At 60.8% G+C, this 21,152-nt stretch carries 16 protein-coding genes and 1 pseudogene; 8 read left to right on the top strand and 9 right to left on the bottom strand.

All coding sequences use genetic code 11. From position 1 onward, the window contains the following. Together D8U18_RS16895 and D8U18_RS16890 are read left to right on the top strand one after the other, a co-directional pair. A pseudogene (locus D8U18_RS16895) lies at positions 1 to 267 on the top strand (single-stranded DNA-binding protein); the annotation flags it as partial. 152 nt (positions 268 to 419) lie between these two features. Next, entirely contained in the window at positions 420 to 1,286 is an 867-nt protein-coding gene (locus D8U18_RS16890) for an AraC family transcriptional regulator (RefSeq protein WP_131108050.1), read from the top strand. A gap of 35 nt (positions 1,287 to 1,321) precedes the next feature. Here the strand turns inward: D8U18_RS16890 and D8U18_RS16885 are convergent, their stop codons facing one another. Continuing rightward, positions 1,322 to 1,822 carry a DUF417 family protein gene (locus D8U18_RS16885; protein WP_056855870.1) on the bottom strand — a complete coding sequence of 167 codons (501 nt, stop codon included), beginning with the start codon at positions 1,820 to 1,822 and terminating at the stop codon, positions 1,322 to 1,324. A gap of 243 nt (positions 1,823 to 2,065) precedes the next feature. Then, on the bottom strand, positions 2,066 to 2,614 hold the full coding sequence (locus tag D8U18_RS16880; protein WP_056855869.1) for a cysteine hydrolase family protein: 549 nt from the start codon (positions 2,612 to 2,614) through the stop codon (positions 2,066 to 2,068). 101 nt (positions 2,615 to 2,715) lie between these two features. On the opposite strand from D8U18_RS16880, the gene D8U18_RS16875 reads away from it, so the two are divergent. The 3 genes from D8U18_RS16875 (at position 2,716) to D8U18_RS16865 (ending at position 5,769) form a co-directional block, all read left to right on the top strand. After that, positions 2,716 to 3,708, top strand: coding sequence for a GlxA family transcriptional regulator (locus D8U18_RS16875; protein ID WP_056855868.1), 993 nt, complete (start codon positions 2,716 to 2,718; stop codon positions 3,706 to 3,708). Between the two features lie 203 nt (positions 3,709 to 3,911). Continuing rightward, a complete protein-coding gene (locus D8U18_RS16870) occupies positions 3,912 to 5,021 on the top strand; it encodes a DUF3182 family protein (RefSeq protein ID WP_131108049.1) in 1,110 nt (369 codons plus the stop codon). After that, positions 5,011 to 5,769, top strand: coding sequence for an alpha/beta fold hydrolase (locus D8U18_RS16865; RefSeq protein ID WP_131108048.1), 759 nt, complete (start codon positions 5,011 to 5,013; stop codon positions 5,767 to 5,769). The genes D8U18_RS16870 and D8U18_RS16865 overlap by 11 nt, the downstream gene beginning before the upstream one ends. 78 nt (positions 5,770 to 5,847) lie before the next feature. Here D8U18_RS16865 and D8U18_RS16860 read toward each other — a convergent pair whose 3' ends face one another. From D8U18_RS16860 to D8U18_RS16840, 5 genes are all read right to left on the bottom strand, one after another. Beyond that, the gene (locus tag D8U18_RS16860; protein ID WP_056855865.1) at positions 5,848 to 6,834 is read right to left on the bottom strand and encodes a lysylphosphatidylglycerol synthase domain-containing protein; all 987 of its coding nucleotides are present in this window, start codon (positions 6,832 to 6,834) and stop codon (positions 5,848 to 5,850) included. Beyond that, positions 6,821 to 8,113: a cardiolipin synthase ClsB gene (gene clsB, locus D8U18_RS16855; protein ID WP_130906948.1), complete on the bottom strand. Its 1,293-nt coding sequence runs from the start codon at positions 8,111 to 8,113 to the stop codon at positions 6,821 to 6,823. The genes D8U18_RS16860 and clsB overlap by 14 nt, the downstream gene beginning before the upstream one ends. Continuing rightward, positions 8,110 to 8,907, bottom strand: a complete 798-nt coding sequence (locus D8U18_RS16850) for an endonuclease/exonuclease/phosphatase family protein (RefSeq protein WP_131108047.1) — start codon at positions 8,905 to 8,907, stop codon at positions 8,110 to 8,112. Before D8U18_RS16850 ends, clsB begins: the two co-directional genes overlap by 4 nt. Next, positions 8,904 to 9,830 (bottom strand): DUF72 domain-containing protein, encoded by a 927-nt coding sequence (locus D8U18_RS16845; protein ID WP_131108046.1) that lies wholly within the window; start codon positions 9,828 to 9,830, stop codon positions 8,904 to 8,906. Before D8U18_RS16845 ends, D8U18_RS16850 begins: the two co-directional genes overlap by 4 nt. Positions 9,831 to 10,028: 198 nt before the next feature. After that, the gene (locus D8U18_RS16840) at positions 10,029 to 11,231 is read right to left on the bottom strand and encodes an MFS transporter (protein ID WP_131108045.1); all 1,203 of its coding nucleotides are present in this window, start codon (positions 11,229 to 11,231) and stop codon (positions 10,029 to 10,031) included. A gap of 189 nt (positions 11,232 to 11,420) precedes the next feature. Between D8U18_RS16840 and D8U18_RS16835 the strand changes: the two genes are divergently transcribed. After that, positions 11,421 to 13,514, top strand: coding sequence for a mechanosensitive ion channel domain-containing protein (locus tag D8U18_RS16835; protein ID WP_131108044.1), 2,094 nt, complete (start codon positions 11,421 to 11,423; stop codon positions 13,512 to 13,514). 169 nt (positions 13,515 to 13,683) lie between these two features. Here D8U18_RS16835 and D8U18_RS16830 read toward each other — a convergent pair whose 3' ends face one another. Further along, entirely contained in the window at positions 13,684 to 17,988 is a 4,305-nt protein-coding gene (locus tag D8U18_RS16830) for a DEAD/DEAH box helicase (RefSeq protein WP_131108043.1), read from the bottom strand. Positions 17,989 to 18,304: 316 nt separating this feature from the next. Here D8U18_RS16830 and D8U18_RS16825 point away from each other — a divergent pair, with 316 nt between their 5' ends. Further along, complete coding sequence (locus tag D8U18_RS16825) at positions 18,305 to 19,189, top strand: sugar nucleotide-binding protein (protein ID WP_056855858.1); 885 nt, start codon at positions 18,305 to 18,307, stop codon at positions 19,187 to 19,189. Continuing rightward, positions 19,182 to 20,111 (top strand): NAD-dependent epimerase/dehydratase family protein, encoded by a 930-nt coding sequence (locus D8U18_RS16820; RefSeq protein ID WP_131108042.1) that lies wholly within the window; start codon positions 19,182 to 19,184, stop codon positions 20,109 to 20,111. Before D8U18_RS16825 ends, D8U18_RS16820 begins: the two co-directional genes overlap by 8 nt. Positions 20,112 to 20,267: 156 nt before the next feature. Here the strand turns inward: D8U18_RS16820 and D8U18_RS16810 are convergent, their stop codons facing one another. Then, positions 20,268 to 20,966: an OmpW family outer membrane protein gene (locus D8U18_RS16810; protein ID WP_131108041.1), complete on the bottom strand. Its 699-nt coding sequence runs from the start codon at positions 20,964 to 20,966 to the stop codon at positions 20,268 to 20,270. Between the last annotated feature and the right edge of the window lie 186 nt (positions 20,967 to 21,152).

Below are 21,152 nucleotides of genomic sequence, written 5' to 3'. Positions count from 1 at the left end.
CTGCAGACCCGCGAGTGGGAAAAAGACGGTATCAAGCGTTACACCACTGAAATCGTGGTCGACATGCAAGGCACCATGCAATTGCTGGGTGGCCGTCCTCAGGGCGACCAGCAGGCTCAGGGCGGCGGTAACTACCAGCAATCCGCTCCGCGCCAGCAGGCTCCACGTCCTGCTCCGCAACAACAGCCACAGCGTCCGGCCCCACAGCAGGCCGCACCGCAACCGGCTCCGGATTTCGACAGCTTCGATGACGATATCCCGTTCTGATTCCTGCAAGCAGCAATAGAACCTGAAAAGCCCGGCTTCCGTATGGATGCCGGGCTTTTCGCATTTTCACCTGGGAAAATCCTGCGGGGGACAGGCCCGACCCAGGTGCGGTGGTATTCTGCTACAGGTGTAGAGCCTGTGAAGAATTGCCCATGGATCGCCTATCCACGTTGTTGTCACAGTTTGGCGTACGCGCAAATCTGTTTTACAGCGGCAATCTGTGCGGAGTGTCTACCTATGAGGGTGCCGACCAACGCGGTCATATTCATCTGTTGCAGGCCGGCTCTGTCACGTTGAAAGTCCCCGGGCGGCGCGAAATGCTGTTAACGCGCCCAAGCCTGATTTTCCTGCCACGCCCCAGCCGTCACCAACTCATCGCCAGTGAGCCTGAGGGCGCTCAGCTGTTATGCGCGTCGATGGTGTTTGATGGCGGTGTCAGCAATCCTCTATGTGTTTCGCTTCCCGACCTGCTGGTGCTACCCCTGGATGAGTTGCCGCTGCTGGCGGACACCTTGAGATGGTTGTTCAGTGAAGCTGCGGATGGGCATTGTGGCAGGGAAGCGGTGCTTGATCGCTTGTTCGAACTGTTGATTATCCTGCTGTTCCGGCATTTGCTCGATCACCAGCAGTTGAGCACCGGCATGATGGCCGGATTGGCCGATGTGCGCCTGGCTCGCTCGCTGATACAGATGCACAACCATCCTCAACGCCCCTGGTCCGTGGCGGAGTTGGCGAACGAGTCGAACATGTCGCGCGCCGCGTATGCGCTGCATTTTCGTGCGGTCCTGGGACAAACCCCGCTGGATTATCTTTTGAGCTGGCGGATCAGTCTGGCGCAGAAGCGTTTGCGGGAGGGACGGCCGATAACGCTGATCGCCGACGAAGTGGGCTATGAAAGTCCTTCGGCGCTCGCCCGTGCCTTTCGCCGCAAGACCGGCTGCAGTCCACGGGACTGGATGAAATCACTGAGCGGTGAGGGCGTCTTTCTAGCGCAAGACGGCGATGACCTGAATGTATGAACTGATTCAGGCCATCGGTGGATGAGGTTGTCAGCTCAAGGGGTTTCCAATCGGGTCAGCGAATGGCCTGCCACGAACAGGGACGCGGCAAGCAAGCCGATGTCCTTGAGCAGGAACTGGCCTGGCGCGACGGTAATGGCCGGGAAACCAAGACCGGGCTCGACCACACCGGGCGTCGAGAACATAAAGCTCAACGTGGTGAAAAACAATCCGGCCGACAAAGCGCCTCCAATCAATGAAAGCTTTGGTGAGAACAGGCGGCCCGCAATCAGTACACCGATCGAAACTTCCAGGACACCCAGCAAACTGGAAAACAGATCGACGCTGAAAAGCTGATAGACCCAACCCAGCAAGGGACTGTTGCTCACCAGGGGGACCAGCCCCTGCGCTTCGTAGTGAGTGAATTTCATTCCGCCGAACCAGAAGTAGATTACGGCAAGAGCGAAATAGATACCGTAGGTCCCGATCGCCATGGTGGTGAGACCCAGGGATGTTTTTTTCTTCAGGCTGTCGGTGCTGATAGTCATGCTGTTCATTGTTCAGGCTTCCAGTGAGTTTTCTCGAAAGTGGCATGGGTGCAAGCAACAATCCCCCGCGGATGCGTTGGGAGTGAGGCCATTGTTAGCGTTGGCATGACTTTCCAGCGTTCAGGCGGTCTTGCGTTCGGTGCAGATCGTCCAGACTCACAGGCAATAAAAAGCCCATGGCATTTGCGGCCATGGGCTTTTGCATTTTTGTTGCCGGTCAGGTTCTGGCAAATGCCAGCATGACCGAAGTGCTTATCGGGCCAGGAACTCGTCGGTCGACACCACGCTGGCATAAGCAAAACCCAGTGCCGACATGAAGGCGGCATGCACATGGGCTGCCGGGACGGTGAGGCCATTGAACTCCAGATCGCGGGAGGCGCAGGCGTCATGGATCACCGTAACGCTGTAGCCCAGATCATTGGCCGCCCGGGTGATGCCATCGACGCACATGTGGCTCATGCTGCCGACGACCACCAGCTCCTTGATGCCTTGCTCGTCGAGGATCGACTGCAGCTCGGTTTCGCGGAACGAGTTGACGAAGTGCTTGAGCACCACCGGCTCATTGGCCTGGTTGAGGACTTTGGGGTGAAGCTTGGCGCCCTCGGAGTTCGGGGTGAAAAACGGCGCGTCTTCTGAGGTGAACTCGTGGCGAATGTGCACCACCGAATCACCGGCCTCGCGAAAAGCCTTGAGCAGGCGAACGGCGTTGTCGGCAGCGGCATCGGCGCCGACCAGCGGCCACTTGCCTTGGGGGAAGTAGTCGTTTTGGATATCGACTACGATGAGTGCTTGCTTGGCCATGACTGTTTCCTCGAAGTGCGGTTTGGTGTGGAATCAAGTATTGGCTTGTGCAGGCCTTCCGAGGATTGGCCGCACCGACAATTGAAAGGGGAAAACTGACAATGGACGCACAAAGGCCAATCGCCGAGCTGGGGGTGGTGATCTATCCCGGGGCGCAAATGGCGGCGGTGCATGGCTTGACGGACCTGTTCGGGGTGGCCAACCGGATTGCCGGGGAACATCAGGCCGCTCATCTGCCGTTGTTGCGCGTCAGCCATTGGCAGGTCGAGGGTGACCGGGAACCGGTGCGGGTTTACGACAGCCATCCCGGCCCCGAGCACGCGTTAGTGGCGGTGCTGATTCCGCCGTCGATTGCCGGATTCTCCGAAGGCCAGGCGCCGCAAGGGCTGATTCAGTGGATTCGACAGCAGCACGCCAACGGAGCAACTCTGGGCGGAGTCTGTGTCGGCTCGATCCTGCTGGCTGAAAGTGGTCTGCTCGACGGTCGTAGCGCCACGACTCACTGGACTTCGTCCAAGACCTTTGCCGAGCGTTATCCGGCCATCAAACTCAAGGCCGACACGCCGATTGTCGACGATGGCGACTTGATCACCACTGCCGGATTGATGGCCTGGTCGGAACTGGGGTTGCGTCTGGTGGATCGTCTACTGGGGCCAAGCATTGCCACCGGCACCGCGCGTTTTCTGGTGGTCGAACACAGCGACAGCGCCAGCGAGTGCGGCAGCAACTTTGCGCCGATCCTCAACCATGGCGATGGGGCGATACTCAAGGTCCAGCACTGGCTGCAAAGCACCGGGGCCACTGACGTTTCGCTCACGACGATGGCTGAGCGCGCAGGGTTGGAGGAGCGTACGTTTCTGCGCAGGTTTCGCGCGGCCACCGGGCTCAAGCCCACCGAGTACTGCCAGCACCTGCGTGTCGGCAAGGCACGGGAAATGCTCGAGTTCACCAATGGCACCATCGATCACATTGCCTGGACCGTGGGCTATCAGGACCCGGGGGCTTTCCGTTCGACGTTCAAGAAAATTACCGGGCTGGCGCCGAGTGATTACCGGACGCGGTTTGGGGTGACGCCAGCCGCTGCGAACCGATAATCACCACAACCTCCCTGCAGGAGCGTTTATTGATCGTGCAAATTGCATGGAGTGGATTTGCTGTCGTGCAGAATAAAGCAGGCGCCATGCCATCACCGCTTGCGTAAATGTTTGATTGAAAAAGCGTTTTCCCGCTACCCCGATTGGCCTGATCTCTGCACCTGCAAAGGCTACATTCTCAAGCGACGATTCAAGGGGGATGCATGACCCCGGCAAACCGCAAGAAACTGGTGGTCGCCCATTCGGTGCACCCTGATGCGCCGCAGCATGAAGTCGAAACCAACCGCGCGCTGGCCCGCTGGCTGGCGCAAATTCTCGGGCTCAAGTTCGGAGGCAGCTACGACCCGCAACAGCATGCTGGTCGAGACCTTTACCTGTTGCCCACTCAAACGCTGGTAGGCCCCGCGGCCGCTCGACAATTGGGCATCAAGGGGCCGGAAGATTTATGGGGCGGGTATGTCGAGCATGACTTCATCTGCACCAAGGCGATCAGCCACGGCTTGTTGAACTACCACGCTCATGCGCCGAAAGGCTGGGCGCCGCTGTTTTCCGAGCGTGTGCGCAGTGTCGTGCTCGACGGTCTCAGCGTGTTCTCGTTCGCTGATGCACGGCCGGCGGCGGAGCATCTGCTCTACACCGGGCCAATACGTCTCAAGCCCATTCATGCTTGCGCCGGACGCGGTCAGGAAGTGATCAGCAGCCTCGATCAATTCGACGAGATACTCGCTCGCCCTGAAGCCAAAGCGTTGTTCAATGAGGGCGTAGTGCTGGAACAAGACCTGGACCAGGTGATCACCCACAGCGTCGGTCAGAGTTTCATCGGCAATAAAGTACTGAGTTACTGCGGTGATCAATACTTGACCAAAGACGCTCACGGCGAAGAGGTCTATGGTGGTTCCAATCTGCTGGTGGTGCAGGGCGACTACGATGATCTGTTGAAGCTGGACTTGCCGGAGGATGTGCAACTGGCGATCCACCAGGCGCAGGTGTTCGACAGGGCCGCTGATGAAGCCTATCCCGCTTTTTATGCCTCGCGGCGTAACTACGACATCGCCCAAGGGCTGGCCAGCGACGGCAAGCGGCGTAGCGGGGTGCTCGAACAATCCTGGCGCATGGGCGGTGCCAGTAGCGCCGAAGTGGCAGCGTTGCAGGCATTTCTCAATGATCCTGCAATGCGTGCGATCCGGGTGTCTTCGGTGGAAACCTACATCGATCAGGCGCTGCCCGCGGACGCCATCGAGGTGTACCGGGGACCGGCGCAAAACAGTGATTTTCTTCTCAAGTATGTAACGGTCAAATCCTATGACGGCTAGAAGCGAAAGCATTCAAATCGACATTGACGACGAACAGATGAGCGGGACGTTCCTCAGTCCCAAATCCAAGGTCCCCGGCGTGTTATTTGTGCACGGCTGGGGCGGCAGTCAGGAGCGAGACCTGGAACGGGCCAAAGGTATTGCCGGCCTGGGGTGTGTCTGCCTGACATTCGATCTTCGCGGACACACCGGAGGCACGGGGATTCCACTGTCACGGGTGACTCGCGAAGATAATCTGTGCGACCTGTTGGCAGCTTACGATCGCTTGCTGGCGCACCCGGCACTCGATACCTCGGCCATTGCCGTGGTGGGCACCAGTTACGGCGGTTACCTGGCCTCGATCCTGACGTCGTTGCGCCCTGTGCGCTGGCTGGCGTTGCGGGTGCCGGCGCTGTATCGCGACGATAAATGGCACACGCCAAAGCGTGACCTGGACAAGCTCGACCTGCGCGATTACCGCAGCACGCTGGTGCGTGCCGACAGCAATCGCGCCTTGCACGCCTGCTCGGAATTCACCGGGGATGTTCTGCTGGTAGAATCGGAGACCGATGCCTATGTACCTCACGCAACCATCATGAGCTACCGCGCGGCGTGCCAGCAGACGCACTCGTTGACGCACCGGATTATCGACGGTGCCGATCACGCATTGAGCGATCCGGTTTCACAGCAGGCTTACACCTCGATCCTCGTGGACTGGATCACGGAAATGGTGGTGGGTGAGCGCTTGAGCATTATTCAGTCCAAGTGATTGGTGGTGTTCTTTAAGGCGCCATCGAAGGCGCCATCGCGGGCAAGCCCGCGATGGCGTCAGTCCAATCACAGCAGATCACTTGGGTTTCTTGGCAATCCGCAGCGACTTCGCCTTGGCTTCCACCAACAAATACATCACCAACGTGATCAACAGCGGCAGCAGAAAATAGATCGCCCGATAGGCCAGCAACCCCGCCACCAGGCTGCCCCGTGACGCCTCATGTTGCAGCAGCGCGACGAACACCGCTTCCAGCACACCAAGCCCGGCCGGGATGTGCGTGATGACCCCGGCGATGGCACTGATCAGCAACACTCCAAGCACCAGCGGATAATCCAGTTTGCTCGGCAGCAAGGTAAAGATCACCGCGGCCATCAGTGACCAGTTCAAGGCACCCAGGCACAGTTGCAGGATTGCCATGCGCAGCGATGGCAAGTTGATTTCCACACCGCGAATCGACCACTCGCGGCGGCTGGAAAAACGGCAGGCCGCGAGGTATCCGGCACTCGCCAAGAGCAACAACACGCCCACCGCCTGCAATGCACCGCTGCTCAATTTCCAGCCTGGCGGCATCCGCACCAACCCACTGCTGAACACTACGCCGGCGATCAGCATGTAGCCGAACCAGTTGGTCGCCAGGCTCAGGCCGAGAATCTTGGCGATATTGCTCTTGCTCACCCCCAGTCGCGAATACAGGCGATAACGCATGGCGATGCCGCCCACCCAGGCGCTCAGGTTGAGGTTGAAGGCATAGCTGATGATCCCTACCGGGAGAATCTGTTTCCACGTCAGGTCCTGGCGGATGTAAGTGCGGCCGATCAGGTCGAAACAGGCGTACACCAGAAAACTCACCACGGTCAGGCTGGCCGCGATAATCAGAGTACGCACCTTGAAATCAGCCAGGGTTTCGAGCACTTCGGCCCATTCGATACGCTGGGCGAACATCGTCAACAGGACGATCAGCGCCAGAAAAAACAGCAGGGTCAGCGGTCTTTTCCAACGGCCCAGACGCGATTTGGCCGGATGCTCGGCGTGGGGCGCCGCGGGTGCTTCAGTGCGGCTCATGTCGATCGCTCCCGGTCGGTGGGGTGAACGCTTTCAGACGAGGTTTGTGCGCGGGCAGCCACCCGGCCCAGGCGGGGAAATGGCGCAGGAAGTGGAACACCAGAAAGCCCACGGTCATGTGCCAGATTCGGCCGCGCGGGGCCTTGTCCACGGACATGAATTTGCAGTGGTTGTCACTGAGATCTTCCAGGCGTTCGTAAAGTACGCGGTTGAACGTTCGATCGCGGATCAACACGTTGGCCTCCAGGTTCATCGACAGGCTCAACGGGTCGAGGTTGCTGGAGCCGACGGTGCTCCAGTCTTCGTCCACCAGCGCGACTTTGCCGTGCAGCGGACGGTCGCAGTATTCGTAGATTTTCACCCCGGACTTGAGCAGGTAATCGTAGGTCATGCGCGCAGCGAGCTTGGCCATCAGGACGTCCGGCTGCCCTTGCAGGATCAGGCGCACGTCAACGCCACGGCGAGCCGCGTTGCGGATGTCGCGCAGCAAACGATAGCCAGGGAAAAAGTAGGCGTTGGCAATTACCACGCGACGTTTTGCCGTGCGCAACACCTCGCGGTAAACCTCTTCGATGTCGTTGCGGTGATCACCGTTGTCGCGGTGTACCAGGCGCACCTGACCATCGTGATCGCTGACCGCCAGTTCCGAGCGGCGCTGCCTGCGGCGTTGCCACCAGTACTTGGCGTGCACCGGTCGGCCGCATTGCAGCAGGGCAAAATGGTGAATGTCCGCCACCGCCGGGCCTTGAACTTCCACCGAATAATCCTGCTTGGCTTCAGGACCGAAATCGGCCAGATGGTCAGCGGAAAAATTGATCCCTCCGATGAAGGCAATGGTCCCGTCCACCACCACGATCTTGCGGTGCAGGCGGCGGAACCAATTGGTGCGGATGCCCAGGCGCTTGGGGGCCGGGTCGAACATTTGCAGATGCACGCCAGCGCTGCTCAGGGCAGTGAGATACCCAGTGCTCAGTTCGCCACAACCAAATCCGTCCAGGCTGGCGGTGACACGCACGCCCCGTTGCGCTGCTTCGATGAGCACCTCCTTCAGTTCATCGCCGACCTTGTCTTCAAAGACAATGAAGGTTTCCAGAAGGATTTCGGTTTTCGCCTGGCGCATGGCCTCGAACACCCGGGGGAAATAGGCTTCGCCGTTTTCCAGCAACTCGACGCGGTTATTGCCTTGCCAGCGGTATTCGACATCGACGGTTGCGGGTTGGCTAATGGGGGGCGCGGCAATCGGCTGCACAGTGGTTTTTTCCATCGGTGAAATACTCATAGCTCTATCTCCACCGACAAGGGGGCGTGGTCGGAAAGGTGTGACCAGGGGCGAGTGGTGAGCACCTTCGGGTGGCTGGCCTTGAGGTTGCGCACGTAGATGCGATCCAGGCGCAGGGCCGGCAGGCGTGCCGGAAAACTGCGCGCCGGTTTACCGTGATGCTGAGCGAACACCTCGTGCAGACCACAGGGTTTGAGCAGGGCATCGGCGCGCTGGCGCCAATCGTTGAAATCGCCGGCGACAATCACGGGTGCATCACCTGGCAGTTGCGCCAAACGCTGGGCGAGCAATTTGAGTTGTTCATTGCGGTGGGATTCACGCAGGCCCAGGTGCACGCAAATCGCGTGTACCTCCGGACCTTCACCGGGCAGGCGCAGGGTGCAATGCAGGATGCCGCGATTCTCGTGGCCGCTGATGGACACGTCGAGGTTGTCATGGCGAACGATCTGGAATTTCGACAACAGCGCGTTGCCGTGATCGCCCGCCGGATAAACCGCATTGCGTCCGTAGGCAAACTGCGGCCACAGCGTGTCGGCAAGGAACTCATATTGCGGCATCGCCGGCCAATTGCTGTAGCGTTTGGGATGCTGTTCGTGAGTGCCGTGAACCTCCTGCAAAAACACCACATCGGCGGCTACACTGCGCACCGCTTCGCGCAACTCCGGCAGAATGAACCTGCGATTGAGTGCGGTGAAACCCTTGTGCGTATTGACCGTCAGCACCGTAAACCGGTGCACGCTGGTGTTGACGCTTTCTTGTTCGTCCGTCACGCCGATTGGCTCGGAAATGCTCATGGCAGCACCCCTTCGGCGGCAGGTTCTCCGGGAGCGGTGAGCAGGTGTTTGTCGAGATCGAAACGTTCCAGCAGGCGGCGCGCGTCGTAGGGCGCGTGAACCTTGATGTCATTGTCGAAGTAGCAAAACACTTCGCGGGACTTGCGTGCCTTGGGCTTCTGTCTGGGCGCGATCAGATGCGGATCCTCCGGTTGCCGACCGTGATGCCAAGCTTCGATCCGGTCCCCCCAGCGCTTGAGCGCCTGCGCGGTATAGCCGCTGGCGTACAGTTCTTCGGCACCGTGCAGGCGCAGGTAGACGAAGTCGCTGGTAATGTCTTCGCGGTAAGGCCACTTACCGGCGGTGTCGGCGATCACCAACGCGGCGTTATAGCGCTTGAGCAGGCGAACGAAGGCCGGGTCGATGAAGCTTTCGTGACGAATTTCCACCGCGTGGCGCAGCGGCTTTTTTCCATGGGCCTTCAAACTGGCCGGGCCGTGCAGGTGCGAGTCGTGCTCGTGGGCGAGGGCGGCTGCTTGCTGGGTATCGTGGGGAAGCTGATCGAGAAAGGTTTCGAACAGTTCGGCATCGAATTTGAAGTTGGGCGGAAATTGCCAGAGGATCGGCCCGAGCTTTTCCTTGAGCTCCAGAACCCCGGAGGCGAAGAAATTGGCCAGGGGCTTGTGGATGTCCCGCAAACGCTTGATGTGGGTAATGAAACGCGGGGCTTTAACGCTGAAGATGAAGTTCAGTGGGGTTTCGGCGTACCACTGGGCGTACCGGTCAGGCCGTTGCAGGGCGTAGAACGATCCATTGATTTCGATGCTGTTGACCGCCCGCGACGCGAACTGCAGTTCACGTTTCTGGGGCAAACCCTTTGGGTAGAAATCGCCCCTCCAGGGCGTGTAGCGCCAACCTGAAATGCCGATGTGAATCGCCGCCATGTCGCCTCCCGTCTGAATGCCCCCGATCTTTTGATGACTGCGGGCAAGCGGCGAAAGTTTCGACGGAACTACCGACGGTGCATTTCTTTAAATTGACCGGTAGGAGCGAGGCTTGCCCGCTAAGGCGTCATAACATTGAACATCAATGTCGCCAGATCCGGCGCCTTCGCGGGCAAGCCTCACTCCTGCAAGGGGATATCAGTGACTGGGGACGACCCGGGTCGAGCTTTCGGCATACACCGGGCCGAGGCGATCCAGGCGGCCGCTCCACGCCGTCAATGCCAGGGCCACCAGCACCACCAGCCCACCGATCCATGCGGTATGGATCAAGCCCATGTGTGCAACGATCAATCCGCCACCCCAGGCGCCGCCGGCGATACCGAGGTTGAACGCGGCGATGTTCAGGCCCGATGCGACGTCCACCGCATGGGGGGTGTGATGTTCGGCCTGTCGCACCACGTACACCTGCAAACCCGGCACATTCCCGAAAGCCACGGCGCCCCAGACCAGCACAGTCGCCAGCGCCAACCAGGGATTGCCAGCGGTAAATGTCAGGATGAACAGTACTGCGGCGAGCAAGGCGAAGATGATTTTCAAGGCGCTGATCGGGCCGCGTTTGTCGGCCAGTTTACCGCCCCAGATGTTGCCGACCGCCACCGAGATGCCATACACCAGCAATACCAGGCTGACGGTGCTGGCACTGAAACCTGCGATGTCCTGAAGAATCGGTGCCAGGAACGTGAAGGCAATGAACGAACCGCCGTAACCGACCGCCGTCATCGCGTACACCAACAACAGGCGCGGTTGCTTGAGCACCTGCAATTGCTGCAACAATGAAGCCGGTTTGCTGTGGGCAATGTTTTTCGGCACATAGAGCAGGCTGCCAATGAACGCGATCACGCCCAAGGCCGAGACGGCGAGAAAGGTTTCACGCCAGCCGAAATGTTGGCCGATGAACGTACCCAGCGGCACGCCGGTGACCAGGGCCACGGTCAGGCCGGTGAACATGATGGCAATGGCGCTGGCGGCTTTTTCCTTGGGCACTAGACTGGTCGCGATGGTCGAACCGATCGAGAAAAACACCCCGTGCGCCAGACCGGTTACGATCCGTGCCAGTACCAGCGACTCGTAACCCGGCGCTTTCCAAGCCAGCAGATTGCCAAGGGTAAACAGCACCATCAGCGACAACAGCAACAATTTGCGCGGGACTTTGCCGGTCAGGGCAGTCAGCACCGGGGCGCCCACGGCGACGCCCAGCGCATACAGGCTGACCAGCAGGCCGGCCGACGGCAGGCTGACGCCGAGGTCGGCGCCGATGGTAGGTAGCAGGCCAACGATGACGAACTCGGTCGTCCCGATGGCGAAGGCGCTGAGGGTCAGCGCGAGCAAGGCAATAGGCATGACTGCAACTCCGGTGGGTTGATTTGATGGAGCGCAGTGTCGGGGTTTGGGTTGTGCGGAAAAATACAGGGATGAGCATTTGATATTTGTCTTCAACGCAAAGATCGCCGAACCGATGGGGGCCAGCGCCGAACTAGTCCGTCATTTGTCGATCAGTTCCTTACAGTCTTATCCAAAGGAGCGGATGCCTTGATCAAGCTCAAGACCGCGATGTTACTGGGGGCGTTGCTGTTTGTGGGCAGCGAGGAACTGGAGGCGGCGGCCGTTGCGGGTCTGCCCGCAAGTGCCACTGCAGCGACACCGCCGGCCCACCCTCAACCGCTGGTTCAGGGCGGCTTGCTGGGCGCCATCAGTTCCAGCATTGACGAGGTGCAGACCAGGCTCGACCTCAATGAAAACCTGGTCGACGCCTGGCGTCTGCGCGCTGATCGCGCCGCGGACGAGGTCGATCAGCTGGTCAATCATCCATCCGCTCGTTCGAGCTGGAGCGTGACTGGGGATTTCCTGTTGCTGACCTTGGTCTGGGCCGCAGTTTTTGGCTCATTCTGGTTGCTCGGCAAATGGTCGGCGCAACGCCTGTGTGAACATCGGTTACTGCTCAGTCGTGAGCGTGGACAAGCGTTGCTGGGCTACGTGCTGCCCTACGGCATCGCCGCGCTGGTGAGCCTGCCGCTGACCATTTATACCAGTCAGTTTCTACCGGTGTCGGCGGGGCGGGCGCTGTCGTTGTGCTTTGCCTATGCCACCAGTAGCGGCGTGTTCGCCGCGTCGTTGGTGATGTCACTGGTGGTGCTGTTCAACACCGGTCACAAACGTCGCGCAGTACAGATCATTCGCCAGCACAGTCCGCGTCCGCTGTTCGGGATCGGTTTTCTCGTCGCACTGAGTGACGCGCTGACCAGTCCGCAGATCGCTCATCAGTTGGGCAATAATCTCACCAGCAGCATCGCAGTGTTTACCGGTCTGGCGGCTTCGATTTCCTTTGGTCTGCTAGTGGTCCGCATGCGTCGACCGGTCGCTCAGCTGATTCGCATCCTGCCGCTGGCCCAACGCCGCAAACAGCCGGCGTTACGTGAAACCCTGCGGATTTTTTCCGGGCTCTGGTATTGGCCGATTCTGTTGATGGTGCTGGTTTCGATCATCAACCTGATCAGCGTCAGTGCAGACAATCAGCAGGTCCTGCGCAGTGCGCTGTTCACTACGATACTGCTGATTGCCACGGTGTTCCTGAGTACCACGCTGCATCACCTTTTCAAGTCGCGCAGTGAAACGGACGTGCGCCGCAGCAGTGCCTACAAACAGCGTTTTCTGAGCCTTTCCCACGCCTTGCTGCGCATCGCCATGGCCATTGTCTTCATCGATATTCTCGGGCGCATCTGGGGCGTATCGCTGTTCGATTTTGCGGTGAGCAATGCGGTCGGTCGGGCGATCAGTGATTCGCTGAGCCATATCGGCCTGATCTTCCTGATCACCTGGATGGTGTGGGTGGTGCTCGACACGGCGATCCAGGAAGCGCTGAAACCACCGGCCAATAAACGCTCGGCACGCCAGCCCAGTACACGGGTGAAAACCATCCTGCCGCTGCTGCGCAATGCGATCAAAATCATTCTGGTGGTGATCTGCGCGATCACCACCATGGCCAACCTGGGGATCAACGTCGCGCCGTTCCTGGCCGGTGCCGGGGTGATCGGCCTGGCCATCGGTTTCGGTTCCCAGCAACTGGTGCAGGACGTGATCACCGGATTGTTCATCATCATTGAAGACACACTGTCCATCGGCGACTGGGTGGTACTCGATTCCGGCCACGCCGGCACGGTCGAAGGTTTGACCATTCGCACCTTGCGCTTGCGCGATGGCAAGGGGTTCGTGCATTCGGTGCCGTTCGGCCAGATCAAGGCAGTGACCAACCAATCGCGGCAATTTGCCTACGCGTTCTTCTCGGTGCAGTTCACCTACGACACCGATGTCGACAAGGCCATTGAACTGATTCGCGAGGCCGGGCATTCCATCAGCGATGACCCGTTCCTCAGGTACAACCTGCAAGGGCCACTGGACGTATTTGGTGTCGACAAAATGGACCTCAACGGCGTGGTGCTGACGGCGCAGTTCCGCACCGTGTCGGGAGGTCAGTACGCGGTGAGTCGAGCGTTCAACCAGCGTTTGAAAAAGCTTGTGGATAACAGCCCATGGGTGCACTTCGCGCAGACTTATCCACAGCAGGTTTTGTTGCCCAAGCGCCGGCAGGAGGATGAGGAGATATCGGATCAGGTTCGGATTCCATAACTGCGCCCCAACAAATCTTTTGTGGCGAGGGAGCTTGCTCCCGCTGGGCTGCGCAGCAGTCAATGATCGTTCCCACGCTCCGCGTGGGAATGCCTCACCGGACGCTCCGCGTCCGCTTCTGGGACGCAGAGCGTCCTTGGCTGGGTTCCCACGCGGAGCATGGGAACGATTAGCGTCTTATCAGTTTATTGCGAACCTCTGCACCCGCCTGCTGATCCAGCTCCCGCCAAAAAACCTGCTTGCCGGCAATCTCCGCAGCCACCGGCAATCCATCCCGATACACCAGCCGATTACTTGCCAACGCCGGCACTTTCGCCCCTGGCAGCAGCGTGCCGGCGAGGTTCAGCGGATCGACCCCGCACACCGCGATCAAGCTGCCGTCATGGGGCCGGCGGCGCATCTCGCGCAACAGAGGAATCGCCTCGGGCAGCGCAAATTGCTCGCCCGCCAGGCCACTGACAAAGCGTCCGCCGCGAATCTCACCGCGTGCTTCCAGGCGATGGAAAGTGCGCAACAATTCCCGCCAGCTCGGCAACCAATCCGCTTCCCGTTCGAGCAACCGCCAGAACACTACGCCGTAGCGACGCAACAAGGTCATGGCGATGTGTTCCAGCGTGTCGGCGGGTGTTGGCGCCGGGCGCAGGTTATCCACAACCGCGGCGGTGGCACCACGCCTGAGTAGCGCCCAGCGCCCGGCGTCGTCCATGCCCCCGACGAAGGCCCCGCGGCCGCGTCGGCTGCTGCGGCTCTGCCGCTTGCTGGCCGGGGTGATCAATGCGCGCAGACCGGCAAAGCTGTCGGCGTTTACCAGTCCGGCGCCGACCAATTCCTGCAAGGCAATTTCCAGTTCCGCGCGCAGCAAGTGCGCTTCATGAGTCAGCTCATCAAAAAACAGTGCGCCGTGCTGGCTGAGGGCGGCGTGAACCTTTTGCGTTTTCGGCGACAGTTCGTCAATCGGTGTTTGTTCGGCCAATTCGCTCCAGAGCCCGACCCGGTTGCGTGGCAATAACACAATCGGTGTGCTGCGCAGGGCGGCGCTGGCGTTTTTGTTGTGCGCGGTGAGACGAGTCCACACCAGTTTGCCGCTGCGGCACAGTTCATCGAGCCAGGTCGGCGAATAGTCCTTGATGCGCGCCGGGAGGAGGTCGCTGTCCCAGGCTGAAGCGGCGGCGGGGTAGCCTTCGAATTGCGCGGCGATTGCCGGCAATACCGCATTGCCCTGACCTTGGGTAGCGCTGGACAGATGCTGCCAGTCGAACAGAAACCGCATGAAGTCCTGCAACGCCACCGGTTCGATTTCCCGGCGCAGACGCTTGACCGTGTAGCGGTGAATCCTCGCGAGCAGATGCCGTTCGCACCATTCGTCGTCGGCGCCGCCCGGGGTAAAACGACCACGCAGTACGTAGCCTTCGCGCTCCAGTTGCGCCAAGGCCTGCGTGACTCGATCAGGCGGTAAACCGAGCGGTTCGGCAATCGCCTCCAGCGGCACCGGGCCAAAAGCGCTGAGCCGCGCACGAAGCACTTCCAGCAGGGCGGCATCCGCTTTCCAGGGTTCATCAAAGCCCGGCAACGCTTGCAGGACCGGCCAGCATTCGGCCTGTGGATAAATCGCCCGCAGGCAAGTGAGGCGTTCCCGCGCCAGCCACAGAGACTGATTGATTTGGCAGGCGCGGCCGCTGTCGGCCAGGGTTCTCAGCCAGTCGAGCCAATTCGGATTGGCCCGGGCCTCGGTGTCGGTGATGCACGCCAGGCTCATCAATGCCTCGTGCATTTCATCGACGTTCCCGGGGGCTGGCCAGGCTTCATCGCCCACAGCGGCAATCGCCTCGACGTCCAGTGCGCCGAGGTCGTCGGTGGATTGCGGATCGCTCCAGCGGCGGTTGAGCACCGCTTGCGTGCGTCGTTCCTCCAGCGGTGCATCGTCGAGAAAGGTGTAGGGGCGGGCGCTGAGGATTTCTGCGGCCAGCGGCGAGGGTGCCGGCAAGTCGCGGCTGATCAGGCGAACGTCGCCGTGCTCCATGCGCCGCAGCAAGGCCAGCCAGCCTTCACTGTCCATGGCTTCGTGCAGGCAGTCGTCGAGGGTTTGTTCCACCAGCGGATGGTCGGGAATGTCCCGCTCGCCAGCGAGGTTTTCCACGCAGGCGATCTGGTCGGGAAACACGCTGGCGATCAAGTCTTCGCTTTTCATCCGCTGAATCTGTGGCGCGACTTTACGCCCGCCGCTGAAGCGCGGCAGGCCCAGGGCAACCCCGGCATTCCAGCGCCAGCGCACGCCGAACAGCGGCGCGTCGAGCACCGCTTGAATCAGGATGTGCTCGGCGCTGTTGCTGTGCAGGTAACGCCAGACGTCGTCCAGTTCAAAGCTGTGGCTGGTGGACAGCGACAATACGATGGCGTCTTCGCTGGCGGCGGCCTGCAATTCGAAGTTGAAGGTGCGACAGAAACGCTTGCGCAGGGCCAGGCCCCAGGCGCGGTTGATGCGACTGCCGAATGGGCTGTGGATGATCAGTTGCGTGCCGCCGGACTCGTCGAAAAAACGCTCCATCAACAGCGTATCCTGCGACGGCAGGGCGCCGAGGGTCTGGCGCGCCCGGGCCAGGTATTCCACCAGTTGTTCGGCGCTGGCCAGGTTCAGGCCGAGGGTGTTCGTCAGCCACTCGATCGCGGGTTGCAACTGGCCCGGCGTAGCGCCCAGCAACCCATCGAGGTACGCCTGCAAACGGGCCACCGCCTTCGATAATTCGGTGCTGCGTGCTGGCGCTTCGCCGAGCCAGAACGGAATGGTCGGCGGCTGGCCCTGGGCATCTTCGACCCGCACCTTGCCGGTTTCCACGCGCAGGATTCGATAAGACGTATTGCCCAACTGGAAGACATCCCCGGCGATGCTTTCCACTGCAAAGTCTTCGTTGACGCTGCCGATGTTCAGCCCTTGAGGTTCGAGCAACACGCTGTAGTCGGCATTGTCCGGAATGGTCCCGCCGCTGGTCACCGCCGTCAGTTTCGCCCCCCGGCGCCCTCGCAGGCTGCGGGTCACGGCGTCGCGGTGCAGGTAAGCGCTGCGGATGCCCTGGCGTCCGTTGTAGCCTTCGGCAAGCATCCGCAGCAGCGCCTGATAGTGTTTTTCGTCGAGATCGGCATAGGGCGAGGCGCGGCGCAGCAGGTCCAGCAACGCTTGTTCCTGCCATTCCTGGCAACTGACTTCGGCAATGATCTGCTGCGCCAGAACGTCCAGCGGTGCCACGGGGATCAGCAAGGTATCGAGCTCGCCCCGGCGAACGCAGTCGAGCAGCGCGGCGCACTCGATCAAGTCGTCGCGGGTGGTGGCGAACAAGCGGCCCTTGGGCGTGCCGCCAACCTGGTGTCCGGAACGGCCAACCCTTTGCAGAAAGCCGGAGATCGACCGTGGCGAGGCGATCTGGCACACCAGGTCGACATCGCCGATGTCGATACCCAGTTCCAGCGATGCCGTGGCGATCAACACTTGCAGGTCGCCGCGCTTGAGCCGCTGCTCGGCGTCGAGACGGAATTCCTTGGCCAGGCTGCCGTGGTGGGCGGCCACGGCCTCCTTGCCCAGGCGTTCGCTCAAGTGCCGGCTCAAGCGTTCGGCCAGGCGCCGGGTGTTGACGAAAATCAGCGTAGTGCGGTGATCCCGGGCGAGGGCGGCGAGGCGATCATAGACCAGTTCCCAGACATCATTGGCCATCACCGCCGACAACGGCACGGGCGGCACTTCGATATCCAGGTCCCGTGGGCGGGCGTGGCCGATGTCGATGATTTCACAAGGTCGGTCGCGCCCCACCAGAAAGCGCGAAACCGCGTCGATGGGTTTCTGCGTGGCTGACAGGCCGATGCGCACCAGCGGTTCGACGCACAGCGCCTGCAAGCGTTCCAGGCTCAAGGCCAGGTGACTGCCGCGTTTGCTGGCGGCGATGGCGTGGATTTCGTCGACGATCACCGTGCGCGTGGTGCCGAGCATTTGCCGGCCGGAATCGGAGCCGAGCAACACATAGAGCGATTCCGGCGTGGTCACCAGGATATGCGGCGCGGTTTTGCGCATCGCCGAGCGGTCTTTTTGCGGAGTATCGCCGGTGCGTACGGCGGTGCTGATCGAAAGTTCCGGCAGGCCCATCAGGCGCAACTGTTCGGTGATGCCGGCGAGCGGGTTTTGCAGGTTGATGCGAATGTCGTTCGACAGCGCCTTGAGCGGTGAGACGTAGACCACCAGGGTTTGATCCGGCAGGCCTTCAGGATTGTCCAGGCCCCGGTGCACCAGGTCGTCGATGACCGCGAGGAATGCGGTGAGGGTTTTGCCCGAGCCCGTGGGCGCCGCGATCAACGTCGAGCGGCGCTGGCGAATCAACGGCCACGCCCGGGCCTGAGCGGCGGTGACCGCAGCAAAGGTGTGACTGAACCAGGCGCTGACGGCGGGGTGGAAGCCGTCCAGGGCACTGTCTGCGGGGATGGGCAGGTTCATGTGCTGATTTATGCGGGCGGGGCAGGGAAGATGCAAGTACCGCTCGGTTTATCAATTCCTCCCCTGTGGCGAGGGAGCTTGCTCCCGTTCGACCGCGAAGCAGTCGCCAGCAATCTGGGGCCGCTTCGCAGCCCAGCGGGAGCAAGCTCCCTCGCCACAGGGGGGGGCGAGTTGAAGTCCCGGACATCTACACTTTACGGATGACGGTTGCGCACTAAACCCGCAAAATGCAACGATTCCGGCAACCATCAATGGCATCGCCCGCGGGCGTTGTCCATTCAGCCATTGTTTTTACCAGACTGGGCCTGCTGACTTTATGCGAATGCGCCTTATGTTACTGGGCGGCGGAAATGCCCTTGGGCAGGCGCTGATTCGCCTCGGTGCAGAGGAAGACATCGGTTTCCTCGCCCCCCGCCCGCCGCAAGACGGCTGGGATGCCGCGAGCCTGACGCAACTGCTCGACGACACCCGTCCGGACGCGTTGATCAACCTCGCCTATTACTTCGACTGGTTCCAGGCGGAGGCGGTCAGCGAACAACGTCTGGCCGGGCAAGAGCGCGCAGTCGAACGCCTGGCCGAACTGTGCCAGCACCACAACATCGTGCTGCTGCAGCCTTCGAGCTATCGCGTGTTCGATGGCTCCCGCGCCACCGCCTACAGCGAAAAAGACGAACCGGTGCCGCTGGGCCTGCGTGGTCAGGCGTTGTGGCGAATCGAGCAGAGCGTTCGCGCTACCTGCCCGCAGCACGTGCTGCTGCGCTTCGGCTGGCTGCTCGATGACAGCCCTGACGGCAGCCTCGGCCGTTTCCTCGAGCGGGCCGAGCAGCCGGATGAATTGCTGCTGGCCGACGACCGTCGGGGTAATCCGACGCCGGTTGACGACGCCGCCCGGGTGATCATTTCGGTGCTCAAGCAACTCGACTGCGCAGCGCCGTTGTGGGGGACTTACCACTACGCCGGGCATGAGGCGACCACGCCGCTGGCGCTGGGGCAGGCGATCCTCACCGAAGCGCGGGCGTTGCATCCGCTGGCCCTCGAAGCACCGACCGCCCAGGCCCATGCCGCGCGGCCGGATGCCGCCGAAGAACCGCAACATGCGGTGCTGGCCTGCAAGAAAATTCTGCACACCTTCGGCATCAAGCCACGCGCCTGGCGTGCGGCACTTCCCGGACTACTGGACAGGTTCTATCGCCATGGCTGACGGCCCCGTTTTAATCACCGGCGGCGCCGGTTTCATTGGCTCGCACCTGACCGATGCCTTGCTCGCCAAGGGCTATTCGGTGCGCATCCTCGATGACTTGTCGACGGGCAAGCGCAGCAATCTGCCATTGGATAATCCGAAGGTCGAACTGATTGTCGGCGACGTCGCCGATGCCGCGCTGGTGACACGGACCATGGCCGGTTGCAGCGCCGTGGCGCACCTGGCGGCAGTGGCATCGGTGCAGGCTTCGGTGGACGATCCGGTGAAGACCCACCAAAGCAATTTCATCGGTTCGCTGAATGTCTGCGAAGCCATGCGCCAGTCCGCGGTCAAACGGGTTGTGTTTGCCTCCAGTGCGGCGGTGTACGGCAACAACGGCGAAGGTGAGTCGATCGATGAAGACACAGCAAAATCACCGTTGACGCCCTACGCGTCAGACAAACTGGCGAGCGAGCACTACTTCGATTTCTACCGGCGCGAGCATGGTCTTGAACCGGTGATCTTTCGTTTCTTCAACATCTTCGGTCCGCGTCAGGATCCGTCCTCGCCGTACTCCGGTGTGATCAGCATTTTCAGCGAGCGCGCGCAGAAAGGCCTGCCGATCACCGTGTTTGGCGACGGCGAGCAGACCCGGGATTTTCTCTACGTCGAGGACCTGGTGAAGTTGCTGGTGCAAGCCATCGAAAAGCCTCAGGTTGAGCTCGGCGCGGTCAACGTTGGCTGGAATCAGGCGACCAGTCTCAAGCAATTGCTGACCGCACTTGAAAGCGTGGTCGGCGAGTTGCCTGCCGTGAGTTACGCCCCGGCACGTTCCGGTGACATCCGCCATTCACGGGCGAACAATCGGCAATTGCTGGAACGTTTCAAAGCCCCCGCGCAAACGCCGTTGAACGTTGGCCTGGCGCGGCTGCTGGGGCAATAGAAAAAGGCGCCTGTCAAAGCGCCTTTTGCGTATCGTTCCCACGCTCTGCGTGGGAATGCCTCAATGGACGCTCTGCGTCTGCTCTTGGGACGCGGAGCATCCCTGGCCGCATTCCCAAGCGGAGCGTGGGAACGATCTTCACCACCACGTGAATCCTTAGAATTTATAACCCAGACCGACCATGTAGATGAACGGATCGACATCCACGTTCACCCGTGCCCGGGTGCCCGGTGCAACGGCGTTGTTCTCCACGGTCGCGCGGGTGTCGATGTCGATGTAGCGCACCTGGGCGTTGATCATCACGTTGTCGGTCAGCATGTAGTCGGCACCAACCTGCCAGGCCATGCCCCAGGAATTGCTCGCCTTGAAGTTGCTGAAACCGGCGGCACTGGCCTGGCTGCCAACGTGCTCGTCGTAGATCCAGGTGTAGTTGATGCCGGCGCCCACATACGGCTGGAAAGCAGACTTCCCGTCCAGTGGGTAATACACCACGCTCAGCGTCGGCGGCAGGTGTTTGAGCGTACCGAGTTTGCCGTTGGCGGCGCTCAGCGCGGTGTTCTTGAGTTTCACGTCATGCTCGAACGGTGTGGCCGCGAGCAGTTCGATACCCCAGTTGCTGGTCAGCATGTAGGCAACGTTGAGGCCCAATTGCGTGTCGCTGCTCATGGTCGCCTTGCCGCCCAGGTCGGCGCCGCTAAGCGGGCCTTGATCGACCTTCACGGTGGAGCTGTCGGCTTCCGGGTTGACGGTGATCGCGCCGGCGCGAAGGATGATGTCGCCCGCCTGATGGGCGTGGGCGAGCGGGACTGCGAGCGCGAGGGCGACCAGCGATGCGCCGAGCAAAGACTTGTTCATGGGGGCTCCAAAGGACGTTAAAAATGTTCGATGTCCAATGGTAAGTTGCCTAACGATTCGGTCTTTTGATGCAGCTCAATGAAACAGTGGAAGGTCTGGCTTTTGTGGAATGTCTGAGGACCTCTTCGCGGGCAAGCCTCGCTCCTTGTATGTTGACCCTGAGTCCAAAGAGAGAGGTTACGCTCA

Source organism: Pseudomonas sp. Sample_10, assembly GCF_004321495.1.
In the GTDB taxonomy this organism is placed as follows: domain Bacteria; phylum Pseudomonadota; class Gammaproteobacteria; order Pseudomonadales; family Pseudomonadaceae; genus Aquipseudomonas.
Note: the sequence above shows the minus strand (reverse complement) of the source record. Positions and strands in the feature narration are given on the sequence as shown.

Coding starts and splice junctions, on each gene's coding strand:
- D8U18_RS16890 (WP_131108050.1), top strand. CDS start 420: ATGGATCGCCTATCCACGTTGTTGTCACAGTTTGGCGTACGCGCAAAT.
- D8U18_RS16885 (WP_056855870.1), bottom strand. CDS start 1,822: ATGAACAGCATGACTATCAGCACCGACAGCCTGAAGAAAAAAACATCC.
- D8U18_RS16880 (WP_056855869.1), bottom strand. CDS start 2,614: ATGGCCAAGCAAGCACTCATCGTAGTCGATATCCAAAACGACTACTTC.
- D8U18_RS16875 (WP_056855868.1), top strand. CDS start 2,716: ATGGACGCACAAAGGCCAATCGCCGAGCTGGGGGTGGTGATCTATCCC.
- D8U18_RS16870 (WP_131108049.1), top strand. CDS start 3,912: ATGACCCCGGCAAACCGCAAGAAACTGGTGGTCGCCCATTCGGTGCAC.
- D8U18_RS16865 (WP_131108048.1), top strand. CDS start 5,011: ATGACGGCTAGAAGCGAAAGCATTCAAATCGACATTGACGACGAACAG.
- D8U18_RS16860 (WP_056855865.1), bottom strand. CDS start 6,834: ATGAGCCGCACTGAAGCACCCGCGGCGCCCCACGCCGAGCATCCGGCC.
- clsB (WP_130906948.1), bottom strand. CDS start 8,113: ATGAGTATTTCACCGATGGAAAAAACCACTGTGCAGCCGATTGCCGCG.
- D8U18_RS16850 (WP_131108047.1), bottom strand. CDS start 8,907: ATGAGCATTTCCGAGCCAATCGGCGTGACGGACGAACAAGAAAGCGTC.
- D8U18_RS16845 (WP_131108046.1), bottom strand. CDS start 9,830: ATGGCGGCGATTCACATCGGCATTTCAGGTTGGCGCTACACGCCCTGG.
- D8U18_RS16840 (WP_131108045.1), bottom strand. CDS start 11,231: ATGCCTATTGCCTTGCTCGCGCTGACCCTCAGCGCCTTCGCCATCGGG.
- D8U18_RS16830 (WP_131108043.1), bottom strand. CDS start 17,988: ATGAACCTGCCCATCCCCGCAGACAGTGCCCTGGACGGCTTCCACCCC.
- D8U18_RS16825 (WP_056855858.1), top strand. CDS start 18,305: ATGCGAATGCGCCTTATGTTACTGGGCGGCGGAAATGCCCTTGGGCAG.
- D8U18_RS16820 (WP_131108042.1), top strand. CDS start 19,182: ATGGCTGACGGCCCCGTTTTAATCACCGGCGGCGCCGGTTTCATTGGC.
- D8U18_RS16810 (WP_131108041.1), bottom strand. CDS start 20,966: ATGAACAAGTCTTTGCTCGGCGCATCGCTGGTCGCCCTCGCGCTCGCA.